General features: G+C 69.3%; 11 protein-coding genes. All 11 read left to right on the top strand.

Features of this window, described 5'->3' with window-relative positions; translation table 11 throughout:
- Nucleotide 1: 1 nt before the first annotated feature.
- The 11 genes from LWE61_RS12570 (at nucleotide 2) to xrtA (ending at nucleotide 14,070) form a co-directional block, all read left to right on the top strand.
- Nucleotides 2–1,519 (top strand): acyl-CoA ligase (AMP-forming), exosortase A system-associated, encoded by a 1,518-nt coding sequence (locus tag LWE61_RS12570; RefSeq protein ID WP_234150463.1) that lies wholly within the window; start codon nucleotides 2–4, stop codon nucleotides 1,517–1,519.
- Nucleotides 1,516–2,796 (top strand): pyridoxal-dependent decarboxylase, exosortase A system-associated, encoded by a 1,281-nt coding sequence (locus tag LWE61_RS12565; protein WP_234150462.1) that lies wholly within the window; start codon nucleotides 1,516–1,518, stop codon nucleotides 2,794–2,796. Before LWE61_RS12570 ends, LWE61_RS12565 begins: the two co-directional genes overlap by 4 nt.
- Before the next feature lie 201 nt (nucleotides 2,797–2,997).
- A complete protein-coding gene (locus LWE61_RS12560; RefSeq protein WP_234150460.1) occupies nucleotides 2,998–3,642 on the top strand; it encodes an XrtA/PEP-CTERM system exopolysaccharide export protein in 645 nt (214 codons plus the stop codon).
- 40 nt (nucleotides 3,643–3,682) lie between these two features.
- The gene (locus tag LWE61_RS12555; protein WP_234150458.1) at nucleotides 3,683–5,215 is read left to right on the top strand and encodes an XrtA system polysaccharide chain length determinant; all 1,533 of its coding nucleotides are present in this window, start codon (nucleotides 3,683–3,685) and stop codon (nucleotides 5,213–5,215) included.
- Nucleotides 5,212–6,213: a CpsD/CapB family tyrosine-protein kinase gene (locus LWE61_RS12550; RefSeq protein ID WP_234150457.1), complete on the top strand. Its 1,002-nt coding sequence runs from the start codon at nucleotides 5,212–5,214 to the stop codon at nucleotides 6,211–6,213. Before LWE61_RS12555 ends, LWE61_RS12550 begins: the two co-directional genes overlap by 4 nt.
- Nucleotides 6,213–7,853: a hypothetical protein gene (locus LWE61_RS12545; RefSeq protein WP_234150455.1), complete on the top strand. Its 1,641-nt coding sequence runs from the start codon at nucleotides 6,213–6,215 to the stop codon at nucleotides 7,851–7,853. The genes LWE61_RS12550 and LWE61_RS12545 overlap by 1 nt, the downstream gene beginning before the upstream one ends.
- Before the next feature lie 72 nt (nucleotides 7,854–7,925).
- Nucleotides 7,926–9,242 carry an XrtA/PEP-CTERM system-associated ATPase gene (locus tag LWE61_RS12540; RefSeq protein WP_234150453.1) on the top strand — a complete coding sequence of 439 codons (1,317 nt, stop codon included), beginning with the start codon at nucleotides 7,926–7,928 and terminating at the stop codon, nucleotides 9,240–9,242.
- Between the two features lie 56 nt (nucleotides 9,243–9,298).
- On the top strand, nucleotides 9,299–10,198 hold the full coding sequence (locus LWE61_RS12535) for an XrtA system polysaccharide deacetylase (RefSeq protein ID WP_234150451.1): 900 nt from the start codon (nucleotides 9,299–9,301) through the stop codon (nucleotides 10,196–10,198).
- Nucleotides 10,198–11,277, top strand: coding sequence for a FemAB family XrtA/PEP-CTERM system-associated protein (locus LWE61_RS12530; RefSeq protein WP_234150812.1), 1,080 nt, complete (start codon nucleotides 10,198–10,200; stop codon nucleotides 11,275–11,277). The genes LWE61_RS12535 and LWE61_RS12530 overlap by 1 nt, the downstream gene beginning before the upstream one ends.
- 5 nt (nucleotides 11,278–11,282) lie before the next feature.
- Nucleotides 11,283–12,545, top strand: coding sequence for a TIGR03087 family PEP-CTERM/XrtA system glycosyltransferase (locus LWE61_RS12525; RefSeq protein ID WP_234150449.1), 1,263 nt, complete (start codon nucleotides 11,283–11,285; stop codon nucleotides 12,543–12,545).
- The gene (xrtA, locus tag LWE61_RS12520; protein ID WP_234150448.1) at nucleotides 12,535–14,070 is read left to right on the top strand and encodes an exosortase A; all 1,536 of its coding nucleotides are present in this window, start codon (nucleotides 12,535–12,537) and stop codon (nucleotides 14,068–14,070) included. Before LWE61_RS12525 ends, xrtA begins: the two co-directional genes overlap by 11 nt.
- Nucleotides 14,071–14,073: the final 3 nt, after the last annotated feature.

Genomic DNA, 14,073 nt, shown 5'->3' with positions numbered 1-14,073 from the left:
CATGGTCCCCGACAGCCGCCCCCTCGACCATCTGCCGCTGGCCGGTGCGTCCGCCGATCCGGCGATCGCCCTGCCGCGCGGGGAGTCCATCGACTATGCCGGGCTGGAGTCGTGCACGGGCCGCCTTGCCGCATGGCTGCGCGCCCATTGTGCGCAATCGGGCGAGCGGGTGGCGAGCTGGCTGCCCAAGGGCGCGCTGGCCGCGATCCTGCCGCTGGCGGCGGCGCGGGCGGGGCTGGTCTATGTGCCGGTCAACCCGCTGCTCAAGCGGGCGCAGGTGGCGCATATCCTGAACGATAGCGGCGCGGCGCTGCTCATCACGCAGGCGAGCCGGGCGGCGTTGCTGGAGGCGGACGACTTGGCGGGCGCTGTCCTGATCGAGGAGCCTGTCGCCAGCGCGGCGATGGTGGACGAAGGGGCGAAGAGCCTGCCGCCCTCCGCCGCCGATCCCGCAGATGTGTGCGAGATACTCTACACCAGCGGCTCCACCGGGCGGCCCAAGGGCGTCATGCTGAGCCATGCGAACCTGTCGCTGGGCGCGGCGGCGGTGGCGGATTATCTGGACATGCGGCCCGACGACCGGACGTTGTGCGTGCTGCCGTTCAGTTTCGATTATGGGCAGAACCAGCTTTTCGCCACTTGGGCGGCGGGCGGATGCGCGGTGCCGTTCGACTATCTGCTGCCGCGCGACGTGGCGAAGGCGGTGGGGGCGCAGGGTATCACAACGCTGGCGGGGGTGCCGCCGCTGTGGGTGCAACTGCTGGACGTGGAATGGCCACAGGATGCGGCGGCGGGACTGCGGCGGCTCACCAATTCCGGCGGGGCGCTGACCCGGCCCATGGTGCGCCGCCTGCGCGAGCGGTTCGCCAACGCCGACCTTTATGCCATGTACGGCCTGACGGAGGCGTTCCGGTCCACCTATCTGCCACCCGCGCTGATCGACAGCCATCCCGACAGCATGGGCCGCGCCATCCCCCATGCGGAGATATTGGTCGTGCGCCCCGACGGCAGCCTGACCGATGCAGACGAGCCGGGCGAGCTGGTGCATTGCGGGCCGTTGGTGGCGCAGGGATATTGGCGGGACGCGGCGCGGACGGCGGAGCGGTTTCGCGCGGCGCCGCCGGCCTCCACCCATGGCGGCAGGGCGGTCTGGTCCGGCGACACGGTGCGGCGCGATGGGCAGGGGCTGCTCTATTTCGTCGGGCGGGACGATGCGATGATCAAGAGCGCGGGCAACCGCATCAGCCCCACGGAGATAGAGGAGGCCGCCGCCGCCGTCCCCGGCGTGGCGGAGGCGGTCGCGCTGGGCCTGCCCGACGCGCGTCTGGGGCAGGCGATCCGCCTCTATATCCGCGCGACGGGGGAGGAGAGCGAGGTGATCGCCGCCCTGCACGCATCGCTGCGCCGCGACCTGCCCAATTTCATGCAGCCGCGCGAGATCGTCGCGCTGGCCGATCTGCCCCGCAATCCCAATGGCAAGCTCGACCGGGTCGCGCTGGCCCAGATGGTGACGCCATGACCCAGAAGTCCAAGGCCATGGGGCCGATCCCGCCCGCCTATGCTGCGGAGGAGGGGATGCTGCTGATCGGGGGGCGGGGTGCGGCCGCGCTGGCGGACGAGGCGGGGGACACGCCGCTGTTCGCCTATGATGCGGCGATGCTGGACGCGCGGGTGGCGTCGCTGGCTGCCGTGCTGCCCGACCGCTGCGATATTCATTATGCGATGAAAGCGAACCCGTTCGCGCCGCTGCTGCGCCATATGGCCGGGCTGGTCGACGGGTTCGACATTGCGTCGGTGGGCGAGCTGGACCGGGCGCTGGCGGCGGGGGTGGACCCGGCGCACATCAGCTTTGCCGGGCCGGGCAAGCGCGATGCGGAACTGGCCGTGGCGCTGGAGCAGGGCGTCACCATCCATCTGGAGTCCGAGGGGGAGGCGCGCCGGCTGCTGGCGCTGGCCGGGCGGACGGGCCGCACCCCGCGCGTCGCCGTGCGGGTGAACCCGGATTTCGACCTGAAGGGGTCGGGGATGCGGATGGGCGGCGGGGCCAAGCCTTTTGGCGTCGATGCCGACCGCGCCGCCGACCTGGCCCGTGCGATGATCGACGCGGGCGCGGACTGGCGCGGCTGGCATATCTTTGCCGGGTCGCAGTCGCTGGACGGCGCGGCGATCATCGCCATGCAGGCGCAGACGGTGGCGCTGGCCGCCCGCCTCTCCGACGCGGTGGGCGCGGCCCCGCCGCTGGTCAATCTGGGCGGCGGGTTCGGCGTGCCCTATTTCCCCGGCGACACCGCCCTCGACATCGCGCCCATCGGCACGGCGCTGGGCGAGGCGATCGGGGCGGCGATTGCGGGAGAGGGGGCGATATTGGCGGACAGCCGTTTCGCGCTGGAACTGGGGCGCTGGTTGGTGGCGGAGGCGGGGGTCTATCTCACCCGCGTCATCGACGTGAAGCAGAGCCATGGCGAGACGTTCGCGGTCGTCGACGGGGGGCTGCACCACCAGCTCGCCGCCAGCGGCAATTTCGGCACGGTGGTCCGCCGCAACTATCCGGTCGCCATCGCCAACCGCTTTGGCCAGCCCGCCGCCGATCAGCCGGTCAGCGTCGTGGGGTGCCTGTGCACCCCGCTGGACCGGCTGGCCGATCAGGTGCTGCTGCCGCCGGTGAAGGAGGGCGATCTGGTCGCCATCTTCATGGCGGGTGCTTATGGCGCGAGCGCCAGCCCCGCGTCTTTCCTGGGTCATGAACCGGCGGTCCAGATGCTTGTGACCGGCGATGGCGACTATATCCTCGACTGATCCTTGATTATCGTTTTGCTGGCAATTGTGCAGCGTAACATGGCCCGGCCTTGCGATCCGTGCCGATCCGGTTCCTGTTCCTAACGCTATCTTCACCCTTTCGCGGCATAGCGGAAGCGTCGCTTTGTGCCCGATCCCTGCCGTTGAAACCGGCGCGGGGGCGGATTGGCAGGCGGCTTTGCGAGGAAGGGTTTGGTTGTGATGGTGAACAGGTGCATCGGCTCCACCATGCTGGCGGCGGCATTATTGCCCGCGCTGGCCGGTTGCAGCAGCGGCGTCACCGGCGGCGCGCAACTGCCCCCCGCCTCCTTCGTCTCGACCAATGAAGGGCCGGGCGAGGAATATGTGATCGGCCCGCTGGACGAGCTGACCGTGTTCGTGTGGCGCAACCCGGAACTGGGCGCAAAGGTGCAGGTGCGCCCCGACGGACGCATCACCACGCCGCTGATTACGGACATGCCGGCGGTGGGCAAGACGCCCGCCATGCTGGCCGACGACATCAAGCTCCAGCTCTCGCAATATATCGAGAATCCGCTGGTTTCGGTCATCGTCAACAATTTCTCCGGCACCTATTCGCAGCAGATCCGGGTGGTCGGCGCGACGGAAAAGCCGGCCTCGCTGCCCTATCGCGCGAACATGACGCTGCTCGACGCGATGATCGCGGTGGGCGGACTGTCGGAATATGCCGCGGGTAACCGGGCGCGGCTCGTCCGCTATGACCGGACCACGGGTAACCAGCGCGAATATCAGGTGCGTCTGGGCGACCTGCTCAAAAAGGGCGACAGCCGCGCCAATGTGCAACTGGCGCCGGGCGATGTGATCATCATCCCCGAAAGCCGCTTCTGACCCTCATCGCTGCCCGATCAACAGGATACCGAACCCGGCCATGACCAGCATCTACGAAGAGGTCCAGATCGCGATCCACGGCATATGGAGCCGTCGATGGCTGGCGCTGGCCGTGGCATGGGGCGTGGCGTTGCTGGGCTGGCTGGTCGTGTCGCTGATCCCCAACAGCTATGAGTCGCGCGCCCGCGTCTATATCGAGGCGCAGTCGATCCTGTCGCCCACGCCCGGCACCGCGCCGGTGGACCAGATGCAGCAGCTCGACCAGATCCGCCAGACGCTGACCAGCGTCGATAATCTGGTGCAGGTGGTCAAGGGCACGGACCTGGCCAAGACGGTGCAGACCGACCGCGACATCGGCGACAAGGTCAGCGCGCTGAAGGCCAATATCACCATCGTCTCCCAGCAGAACAACATGTTCGAGATCGCGGCGAAATCCGCCGACCGCAGCATGTCCGATCGGCAGAACGCCATCGTGTCGCAGCAGGTGGTCAACAAGCTGCTCGATATATTGGGGCAGGAGAATATGACCGGCGGCAAGGCGACGACCAGCCAGACGCTGCGTATCCTCGACGGCCAGATACAGGCGCGGGCGAAGGATCTGGCGAACGCGGAGCAGCGCCGGGTGGATTTCGAACAGAAGAATATCGGCATGTTGCCGGGCAGCGGCTCCATCGGCACGCGCATCGATCAGACGCGCGGCGAGCTGAGCCAGATCGAATCGCAGATCATGGCGGCACAGAGCGAACTGGCCGGGATCAACGGCCAGCTTGCCTCCACCCCGCAGACCATCGACGTGGGCGGCGGTGGCGGCACGGCGGGGGTCAGCCCGCTGGGACAGGCGATGGGCGAACTGGCGCAGGCGCGTGCGCGAGGCTGGACCGACAGCCATCCTGACGTGGTCGCCATCAAGCGCCAGATCGCCGCCCTGCGCGGCGCAGGCAGCGGCACGGGCAGCGCGGCGACGATGACCCGCACGCCCAACCCGGCCTATATCCAGCTTCGCTCCCTCCAGACGGAGAAGGGGGCTGCGCTGTCCGCCCTTCAGGCGCGGCGGGGCGACCTGGCCGGGCAGATGGGCGGCATGACGGCGAAGCAGGTGGAGGAGCCGGGCATCGCGGCGGAAGCCACACGGCTGGGCCGCGACTATGACGCCCTCAAGGCGCAATATGACAAGCTGGTCGCGGACCGGGAGGAAACCCGGCTGCGCGGCGACGTGCAGAGCGAGGCCGGCCTGTTCCGCGTCCGCCTGATCGACCCGCCGGGCCTGCCGTCCGCCCCCGCCAAGCCCAACCGGCCGCTGTTGCTGGTCGGCGTGCTGATCGCGGCCATCGGCGCGGGCTTGGGACTGGCCTTCGTGCTGGGCCAGTTGCAGACGACCTACGCCACGGCGGGCCGCCTGGAGCGCGCGACCGGCATCCCGGTCATGGGCGCGATCAGCGAGACATTGGGCGCGGCGGCCATCGCCAAGCGCCGCCGGATGCTGGGCATACTGGCCGGAGCGGGCGGTGGGCTGTTCGTCATGTGCCTGGCTCTGGTTGTGCTGGAATTCGTACAACGGGGAATGGCGGCATGAGCCGGGAGAAGACCATGGCCGACTTCAAGGGCGCAACCCGGACGGAGGGACCGTCGCTGATCGAGCGGGCGGCGGAAATCTATGATTTCAAAACGGCGTTGCGCCATGGTCCGGCGGCGGCGGTGGCTGCCCCGGTGGTGGTCCCTGTGGCTGCTGCGGTGACAGCGCCGGTGGCGGAGGCGAAGCCGATGGCGGCGGCTGCGGTGGCTCCGGCGGCGGTTGCCGCGCCCGCTCCGATCGCGCCGGTGGCCCGGACTGCGCCCAATCCCGATGCGGAATATCATGCGCTGGACCGCGCGGCGCTGCGCGAGGAGGGCTTTGTCGATCCCACAGGCGCGCCGACCAGTCTTTCGGAGGAGTTCCGCATCGTCAAGCGGCAGTTGCTGGGCGGCGTGTTCGCGCCCGATGCGGCCCCGCGCGACCGGCTGGTGCTGGTCAACAGCGCGCATCCGGGCGACGGCAAGACATGGCTGACCATCAACCTGGCCCTGTCGCTGTCGGCGGAGCAGGATAGCGAAGTGCTGCTGATCGACGGCGATTTCGGCAATCCGGCGCTGGCCCGCCGCCTTGGCCTGCCGGACGGGCCGGGCTTCATGGATGCGCTGGCCGATCCGTCGGTCGATGTCGCGGACCTGATCGTGCGGACCGACGTGCCGAACCTGTCGATCCTGCGCGCCGGGCGGCAATTGCATAACGATACGGAGATACTGGCGTCCGACCGGACCCGTGCGGTGCTGGACAGTCTGGTCGCGGGGCATCCGCGCCGCATCGTCCTGTTCGACTCGCCGCCCGCGCTGGCGGCGTCGGCGGCGTCGGAGCTGGCTCGCCATGTCGGCATGGTCCTGCTGGTCGTCCGCGCCGACCGCACCAGCGACGTGGCGCTGCGCGATGCGGTGCAACTGCTGTCCGCCTGCCCCAATATCCGTGCGGTGCTGAACGGCGTCAAATTCTCCTCCAGCGGTCGCCTGTTCGGCGCCTATTATGGAAAGCGCAGCTGATGCGGCCCCTCTCCCACACACATCTGGCCCATGCCCGCCTGCTCCTGACCGCCGCATCGCTGGCCGCGATGCTGGCCGCCGCGCCCGCGCAGGCGCAGCGCCGGACCGAGATAAACCCCTATCTGGGCATAGACCAGACGGCCGTGGCCGATCTGGGCGGCGGCGACCGGGACACGCTGACCTACACCAGCGTCATCGTGGGCGTGGACGCCAGCATCCAGAACCGGTCGACGGAGGTGCGCGCCAACCTGGCCTATCAGCACCAGTTCACATGGTCGGACAATGAGCCGAACAGCAGCGTCATCAGCGGCGTGGTCAGCGCCCGCACCAACCTGATCGGGCGCGCCCTGCAACTGGAGGGCGGCGTGCTGGCGACGCGGGTGCGGACCGACGGCTTTACCGGGGCGAACGGCAATCTGGCGAGCGCCGGGTCGAAGTCGCAAATCTACTCCGCCTATGTCGGTCCGACCTTCACGTCGAAGATCGGCGATCTGGACGTGAACGCGGCCTATCGCCTCGGCTACAACCGGCTGGAGGATGGGCTGGACAGCGGGCTTTCCGGGGGCCTGTCGGGTGGCGGCGTGCCGCTCGACAGCTTCTCCGAAAGCTGGACCCATGTCGCCACGGCGTCGGTGGGGATGCAGCCGGGCGTGATCCTGCCGGTCGGCTGGGCCGTCGGTGTCGGCTACAACCGCGAGGACGCCAGCCAGTTGTCGCAGCGGTATGAGGATAAATGGGGCAAGCTGGACCTGACGCTGCCCGTTACCGGCGACCTTGCGGTCATCGGCGGCGTCGGCTATCAGGCGATCGAGATCAGCAACAAGGATGCGCTGCGCGATGGCAACGGCGCGCCGGTGCGCGACCGCGACGGCCGGTTCGTGACCGACGCCAACAGCCCGCGCCTCCTGTCCTACGACAATAGCGAGCTGATCTGGGACGTGGGCATATTGTGGCGGCCCAGCCGCCGCACATCGCTGTCGCTGACGGTCGGGCATCGGTACGGGTCGGAGAGCGTGCGGGGCAGCCTGAGCTGGCAGCCGGACGAACGCAGTTCGCTGACCGTCAGCCTGTATGACAGCGTGGACAGCTTCGGCCGGGCGCTGAGCGGCAACCTGGCCAACCTGCCCGACGATTTCATCGTCACGCGCAACCCGTTCAGCGGCGACATCAACGGCTGCGCCTTCGGGCAGGGCGGCGATGCCTGCTTCAGCGACACGTTGAGCGGCATCCGCACCGCCAATTACCGCAACCGCGGCGTTTCGGCGAGCTATGCCCATACCGCCGGACCATGGCGCTATGGCATCGGCGTCGGTTATTCGCAGCGCAAGTTCCTGGGCAACGACCCGGTGTTCGCGCGGGTCAATGGCCTGTCGGACGAGAATTATTTTGCCGCCGCCGCGCTGGGCTATGCGCTGGACGACCAGTCGGGGATCGACGTGAACGTCTATGCCAACCAGTTCAAGTCCGGCATTTCGGGCGTGGCCGACGTGTTCAACGCGGGCGCGTACCTTAGCTATCACCGCCGGATCACGCGCAGGCTGAATGGCCATGCGTCGGTCGGCGTCGATCATGTGAAGGCGCAGGGGGTGGACAGCGTTCTCACCGGCCTCGCCCAGATCGGCCTGCGCTACAGTTTCTGATGATGTGCCGCCTCCGGGCGGCGCATGGAATATATGGGCCGCCTTTGCGGCGGCACATGGGAGTATCGACCAATGTACGACCAGTTTTATGGCTTTTCGGGGCGTCCCTTCCAGCTCACGCCGGACCCGGCTTTCTATTTCGAGAGCGGGACGCATCGCAAGGCCATGTCCTACCTCGGCTATGGGCTGGCGCAGGGGGAGGGCTTCATCGTCATCACCGGCGACATCGGCGCGGGCAAGACGACGCTGGTCGGGCATCTGATGGCGACCATCGACCCCCGGCGGCTGACGGCGGTGCAGCTTGTCTCCACGCAGGTCGGCGGCGACGATGTGCTGCGCCTCGCCGCGCAGAATTTCGGCATTGCGAGCGAGGGCGTAGATAAGGCGACGTTGCTGGCGCGGGTCGAGGCGTTCCTCCAGGATAAGGCGCGGGCGGGCAAGCGGTCGCTGCTGATCGTGGACGAGGCGCAGAACCTGTCCACCGCCGCGCTGGAGGAGTTGCGGATGCTCTCCAACTTCCAGCTGGGCGGGCAGTCGTTGTTGCAGATATTCCTGCTGGGCCAGCCGGAGTTTCGCGAGGTTATCAGTGGGGAGGCGCGGCTGGAGCAGTTGCGCCAGCGCGTGATCGCCACCCACCACCTCGACCCGATGCAGCCGCAGGAGGTTGCCCCCTATATCGAGCATCGCCTGGGCCTGGTCGGCTGGACGGGCAATCCGCGCTTTACGCCGGACGCGTACCAGATGCTGGCGGCGGCCAGCGCGGGCGTGCCGCGCCGGCTGAACGCGCTGGTCAGTCGGGTGTTGCTGCTGGGCGCGATCGACCGGCTGGACATCATCGACCGCCGCGTGATCGAGGCGGTGCTGGCGGACAGCGGGTCGATGGAGGCGGAGCCGGTGGCTGTGCCGGCTTTTGAGTCCGTGGCTGTCGCGGTGGCTGTGTCTGAGCCGGTCGTTGCCGTGGAGCCGGTCGTGCGGGACGTCGAGGCGCCGGTTGCGGTTGTCGAGACGGAGCAGGACAGCGAGCCGGAGCGGGACGTGGCGTCGGAAGCTGTCGCCGCGCTGGATACGCCGGTCGAGGACGAGGAACTGGTGCTGGACGTGTCCACCGTCCGGGACGAGCCTGTGGCCGAGACCATCTCCGCCGACGAACTGCACGCCATCCGGGCGGAGGTGCGCGCCCTCAACGCCGCGCTGGCGGATGTGCAGGCGGGCGTTCAGGCGGGCGGGGCGCTGGTCCCGGCGCGGATCGAGTTGATCGAGGCGCGGCTCGCCGCCGTCGAGCAGCGCGCGCAGGAGCAGGACGAAGTGCTGCGCCGCATCCTCGCCAAGCTGATCGAATGGGCGGAGCGCGACGAGCGCAACGGTCCTTTCGCCCATCGTGCGGCCTGACGGCGGCGTTGAGATGAAGACAGGGCGCGGCTTGCGCCATAGGATGCCATGCCATCATGCGTAGCCCCTCCCATCCTGCCTGCGCCCCCGCCAACGCCCTGACCGTCGATGTCGAGGACTGGTTTCAGGTGGGCGCGTTCGAGCGGACCATCGGTCGCGACCAGTGGGACGGGTGCGTCCACCGGTTCGAGGGCAATACCGACCGGGTGCTGGACCTGTTCGCGCGGGCGAAGGTCAGCGGCACCTTCTTCATCCTGGGCTGGGTGGCGGAGCGCGCGCCCGCGCTGATCCGCCGTATCGCGGATGCGGGGCATGAGGTGGCGAGCCATGGCTATGACCATGCCCGTGTCTTCACGCTGGACGCGGAGGGGTTTCGCGCCGACCTGCGCCGGTCGCGCGGGCTGCTGGAGGATGCGGGCGGGCAGGCCGTCATCGCCTATCGCGCGCCCAGCTTCTCCATCGACCGGCGCAATCCCTGGGCGCATCGGGTGCTGGCGGAGGAAGGCTATGCCTATTCCAGCAGCGTCGCGCCGATCGCGCATGACCATTATGGCTGGCCGGACGCGCCGCGCTTTGCCTATCGCCCGCTGGCCGATGCCGATCTGGTCGAGGTGCCGGTGACGACTGCGCTGGTCGCGGGGCGGCGGATCTCCGCGGCGGGGGGCGGTTTCTTTCGCCTGCTGCCCTATGCGGTCAGTCGCTGGGCGGTGGCGCAGGTCAACCGCGCGGGGCAGCCCGCCATGACCTATTTCCACCCGTGGGAGATAGACATGGGGCAGCCGCGCATCGCGGAGGCTCCGCTGAAATCACGGCTGCGCCATTACACTAATATCGCGCGTATGGAGGCCAAGCTGGAACGGCTGATCGGAGATTTCCGCTGGGGGCGGATGGACGCGATGGTCGCGGGCCTGCGCCAGGGCGGCATAGAGCATTGGCATGGGGGAGGCGCGGCATGATGCCGACACTGGATTTCGGCGTGGATACCCGCGTCAGCGTCGCGGTGGTCAGCCCGCAGGATACAGCGGCGGTGGCGCAGATCGAGGCGTTCGTCGCCCGCCGGTCGGACACCACGCCCTTTCACCGGCCCGCCTGGGTCGATGCGGTGGCGCGGGGTGCGGGGCAGCAGTCGGCCTATATCGTCGCGCGCGGGCCTGATGGCGCGATCCGTGGTTTCCTGCCGCTCAACATCATCCACAGCCCCCTGTTCGGTCGGGCGCTGGTGTCGAGCGGCTTTGCGGTCGATGGCGGCATCGTGGCGGATGAGCCGGCCACGGCGCGGCTGATCGCGGAGGCGGCGGTCGCGCTGGCCGCCCGGCATAGCTGCCCGACCGTCGAGTTGCGCGGCGGCGCGGCGCCCGGTCCAAAATGGACGGTGCGCAGCGGGGCCTACCTCAACTTTGCCCGGCCGCTGGAGCAGGATGCGGAGGCGCAATTGCTCTCCATCCCCAAAAAGCATCGGGCGGAGGTGCGCAAGGGGCTGACGAACGGTTTCGGGATCGAGATCGGCACCGGCGACCGGCTGCGCGACATCCATTATGCGCTGTACCGGCGCAGCGTGCATAATCTGGGTACGCCAGTCTTTCCCCGTGCGCTGTTCGAGGAGGTGCTGGACGCCTTTGGCGACCAGGCCAATATCCTGCTGGTCAAGGATGGCGATACGCCGCTGTCGGCGGTCATCAGCCTCTATCATCGCGGCGCGTGTATGCCCTATTGGCATGGTGCGGACCTGAACGCGCGCAAGGCGCGGTCGAACGAAGTGCTGTATTTCAACCTGATGCTGCATGCCATGGAGCGGGGATGCGACATCTTCGACTTTGGCCGGTCGAAGGTTGGGACCGGCCCTGCGCTGTGGAAGAAGACATGGGGGTTCGAGGCGGACCCGCTGGACTATTTCGTCCATGCGGCGGCCGGGCATGAGGCGCGCGACGTCAATCCGCTGTCCCCGCAATATCGCCGCAAGGTGGAATTGTGGAAGCGGCTGCCCGCGCCCATCGCCGACCGCATCGGCCCGTGGATCGCGCGGGGTCTGGGCTGAACCCGATGGCAAAGGGTGAAGCGGAACGGGCAGGCGCGCGCGCGGAAGGGCTGGGGGAAATCCTGTTCATCGCGCACCGCGTCCCCTATCCGCCGGATCGGGGTGACAAGATCCGGTCCTATCATGAACTGCGCCATCTCGCCCGTCTGGCCCCGGTGCATCTGGCCGCGCTGGCGGACGATCCGCGTGACCTGCACCATGGCGAGGCGCTGTCCGCGCTGACCGCCAGCCATTGCGTGCGTCCCCGCACCCTGTCGCGCCCGCGCGCGGCGGTGGAGGGGCTGCTGCGCCGCGAACCCATGTCGGTGGCGCTGTTCCGGGACCGGGGCCTGCGCGGCTATGTCGAGCGTATCGTGGCGACCCGGCCGCTGGCGGCGGTGTTCGTCTATTCGGGCAACATGGCCCCCTATGTCCCCACCGCCCTGGATGCGGACACGCGGTTCGTGATGGACCTGTGCGATGTGGATTCGGCCAAGTTCGCCGCCTATGGCGCGGCGGGCGGCGGCGTGATGGGATGGATCAACCGGCGCGAGGGCAGGCTGCTCGGCGCGCTGGAGGTGGCGGTGGCGAAGCGGGCCGACGCCGCGCTGTTCATCAGCCGGGCGGAGGCGGATGTCTTTGCCACGCTGGACGGAGCGGACGGGAGCGGCGTGTCCGTGGTGGGCAATGGCGTCGACCTGGACGCCTTCGACCCCGCGCAGCCGCGCGCTGTACCGGCGGCGCTGGCGGCGGTGCAGGGGCCAAGGATCGTCTTCACCGGCCAGATGGACTATCGCCCCAATATCGAGGCGGTGACGGATTTCGCGGCCCACGCCCTGCCCATCGTGCGGCAGCGCCATCCCGATGCGCAGTTCGTGATCGTGGGCCGCAATCCCGCCGATGCCGTGCGCGCGCTGGCGGACAGTCCGGGCGTGATGGTGACGGGCGAGGTCGACGACACGCGCGCCTGGCTGGCCGCCGCCGATGTGGTGGTGGCCCCGCTGCGGCTGGCGCGGGGCGTGCAGAACAAGGTGCTGGAGGCGATGGCGATGGCCCGCCCGATGGTGGTGTCGACCGCCGCGGCGGAAGGCATCGACGCGGAGCATGGCCGGGATTTCCTGATCGCGGCGGATGCGGAGGAGGAGGGGCGGCTGGTCGCGGATCTGCTGTCCAACCCCGCCCGCGCGGCGGCGCTGGGGCAGGCCGGGCGCGCGCGGGTGGAGGCGCGCTATAGCTGGGATGCGGCCCTTGCGCCGCTGACCGGGCTGGTGTTCGGCGATGGCGGCTGAGGCCCGGCTGGGCACGACCGAATGGATGACGCCCGCGCGGTTCGGCGGGCTGGGCGTGTGGCCCCGCCACCTGTTGCTGCTGGGTGCGATGGCGGGGCTGCTGCTGTGGCTGTGCCGGGCCGATATGCTGGCCATCATCGACATCTGGGCGCGGACCGGCGCGTTCCACCATTGTTTCCTGATCCCGCCGATCATCGGCTGGCTGGTGTGGCAGCGGCGATCCGTGCTGGCGATGCTGACCCCGGAATATGCGATGTCCGGCGTGCTGCTGGCCGGGGTGGGCGCGCTGCTGTGGCTGGCGGGAGCGGCGGCCTATGTCGCGCTGTTCCGGCAGGCGGGGCTGGTGATCGCGGGGCAGGGGCTGGTGATCGCGCTGTTGGGCGTGCCGGTCGCGCGGGCGCTGGCCTTTCCGCTGGTCTTCGCGCTGTTCCTGATCCCGGCGGGCAGCGAGTTCGAGCCGATCCTGCAACTGGTCACGGCGGACATCGCCGTCGCCCTGCTGCATGGCGTCGGCACACCGGCGGTGCTGGAGGGCGTGTTCATCGAAACCCCCGCCGGGCTGTTCCGCGTGGCGGAGGCGTGCAGTGGCACCGCTTTCCTGCTCGCCATGGCCGCCTATGCGATGCTGGTCGCGGCGATGTGCTTCACCCGCTGGCGGCGGCGTATCCTCTTTCTGGCGGCGGCGATGCTGGCGGCGCTGCTGACCAACGGCATCCGGGCGTTCGGCATCATGGAACTGGCGAACCGGACCAGCATCCATAACCCGATCGTGCAGGACCATGTCCTGTATGGCTGGCTGTTGTTCGCGCTGGTGCTGGGCCTGTTGATGGCGGGCGCGTCGCGCTGGTTCGACCGCGATCCCGATGCGCCCCCCGCCGATGCGCGGACGTTGCAGGGCGTGGGTCGGGGCGAGAGCGGGGGGCGGGTCGTCGTGCCCGCGCTGCTGCTGGCGCTGTTGCTGCCCCGATTGTGGCTGGTCGCGACGGCGCCGGTGGAGGCGCAGATCCCGCCGCCCGTCGCGCCGTCGGTGCCGGGCTGGCATGTCCTTCCTGGCAGCTTTGCGGGCGAGTGGCGGCCGCATTTCGCGGGGGCGACCTGGATCGGGCAGTGGCGCTATGCGCGCGGAGCGGCGACGGTCGACCTGGCGGTGGTGCTGTTCGACCGGCAGGAGGAAGGGCGCGAACTGGTCGGTTTCGGGCAGGGGGCGGTCGCGCCGGAGGATGTGTGGGCGCATATGGCCAATGCGGCGGCCCCGGCGAACGGACAAGGCGAGTGGCTGCGCGGACCGGGTGGGCGGGCGCGCTATGTGGCGAGCTGGTATCTGGTCGGCGGCGCCGTCACCGGCAACCGGGTCGATGCGAAGCTGGCGGCGGTGCGTGCCCGGCTGACCGGCGGCGGCCATGGCGCGGCGGCGATCCTGCTGTCCGCCCCCGGCGGCGAGGATGCGGCGCGGGCGAGCGGCGATTTTCTGCGGGCGGCGGGGTCGGTGCAGGAAATGGCTGACCGCGCGCGCAGGATGCGGTAACGC

This window comes from Sphingobium sufflavum (genome assembly GCF_021403115.1).
In the GTDB taxonomy this organism is placed as follows: Bacteria; Pseudomonadota; Alphaproteobacteria; order Sphingomonadales; family Sphingomonadaceae; genus Sphingobium; species Sphingobium sufflavum.
The sequence above is the reverse complement of the archived record's forward strand: the minus strand, read 5'-3'. Positions and strand labels throughout refer to the sequence as shown.

Excerpts from the sequence above, each read along its gene's own strand:
- LWE61_RS12570 (WP_234150463.1), top strand. The coding sequence starts at position 2 with ATGGTCCCCGACAGCCGCCCCCTCGACCATCTGCCGCTGGCCGGTGCG.
- LWE61_RS12565 (WP_234150462.1), top strand. The coding sequence starts at position 1,516 with ATGACCCAGAAGTCCAAGGCCATGGGGCCGATCCCGCCCGCCTATGCT.
- LWE61_RS12560 (WP_234150460.1), top strand. The coding sequence starts at position 2,998 with ATGGTGAACAGGTGCATCGGCTCCACCATGCTGGCGGCGGCATTATTG.
- LWE61_RS12555 (WP_234150458.1), top strand. The coding sequence starts at position 3,683 with ATGACCAGCATCTACGAAGAGGTCCAGATCGCGATCCACGGCATATGG.
- LWE61_RS12550 (WP_234150457.1), top strand. The coding sequence starts at position 5,212 with ATGAGCCGGGAGAAGACCATGGCCGACTTCAAGGGCGCAACCCGGACG.
- LWE61_RS12545 (WP_234150455.1), top strand. The coding sequence starts at position 6,213 with ATGCGGCCCCTCTCCCACACACATCTGGCCCATGCCCGCCTGCTCCTG.
- LWE61_RS12540 (WP_234150453.1), top strand. The coding sequence starts at position 7,926 with ATGTACGACCAGTTTTATGGCTTTTCGGGGCGTCCCTTCCAGCTCACG.
- LWE61_RS12535 (WP_234150451.1), top strand. The coding sequence starts at position 9,299 with ATGCGTAGCCCCTCCCATCCTGCCTGCGCCCCCGCCAACGCCCTGACC.
- LWE61_RS12530 (WP_234150812.1), top strand. The coding sequence starts at position 10,198 with ATGCCGACACTGGATTTCGGCGTGGATACCCGCGTCAGCGTCGCGGTG.
- LWE61_RS12525 (WP_234150449.1), top strand. The coding sequence starts at position 11,283 with ATGGCAAAGGGTGAAGCGGAACGGGCAGGCGCGCGCGCGGAAGGGCTG.
- xrtA (WP_234150448.1), top strand. The coding sequence starts at position 12,535 with ATGGCGGCTGAGGCCCGGCTGGGCACGACCGAATGGATGACGCCCGCG.